At 48.0% G+C, this 581-nt stretch carries 2 rRNA genes; both read right to left on the minus strand.

The features are described 5' to 3' along the window. Positions 1–178 precede the first annotated feature (178 nt). Positions 179–296, minus strand: a 5S ribosomal RNA gene (gene rrf, locus DWX91_RS16365). Between the two features lie 84 nt (positions 297–380). Then, positions 381–581: ribosomal RNA gene (locus DWX91_RS16370) — 16S ribosomal RNA — on the minus strand; the annotation flags it as partial.

The following is a 581-nucleotide window of genomic DNA, read 5'->3' on the forward strand; positions in this document are numbered from 1 at the left end:
TTTATCAGTCATTCACAACCTCGATAAGCTCGAACTTATGAATCACTGGTAAAAACCAGTTATATGGAACAGCACTTCCCTGCTGGTGTAGGTTAACACATCCTCATCACAGATAGTTCATCCATTCCGATGTGTCCGTTCTATTTCAAATCGCATTCAGCGAATTGTTTTTAATGGAATCCGGCATCCACCTGCTTTCCCATGCCGTCTCCAGCATAGTATCATCGGCCGCTTAGGTCTTAACCATCGTGTTCGGGATGGGAACGGGTGTGTCCCCTAAGCGCATCGACACCGGAAATCTTTCATTTCCTGGATTCCAATCTTTAATTGTCATCCTCGAAAACTCAACAGTATATAAAACCCTTACTTCTTCTTCCTTAGAAGGAGGTGATCCAGCCGCACCTTCCGATACGGCTACCTTGTTACGACTTCACCCCAGTTATCGGTCCTGCCTTCGGCAGCTCCCTCCTTACGGTTGGGTCACTGACTTCGGGCATTACTGACTCCCATGGTGTGACGGGCGGTGTGTACAAGACCCGGGAACGTATTCACCGCGACATTCTGATTCGCGATTACTAGCG

Origin of the sequence: Clostridium sp. AF22-10 (genome assembly GCF_003478725.1) — a bacterium.
In the GTDB taxonomy this organism is placed as follows: Bacteria; Bacillota; Clostridia; order Lachnospirales; family Lachnospiraceae; genus Otoolea; species Otoolea fessa.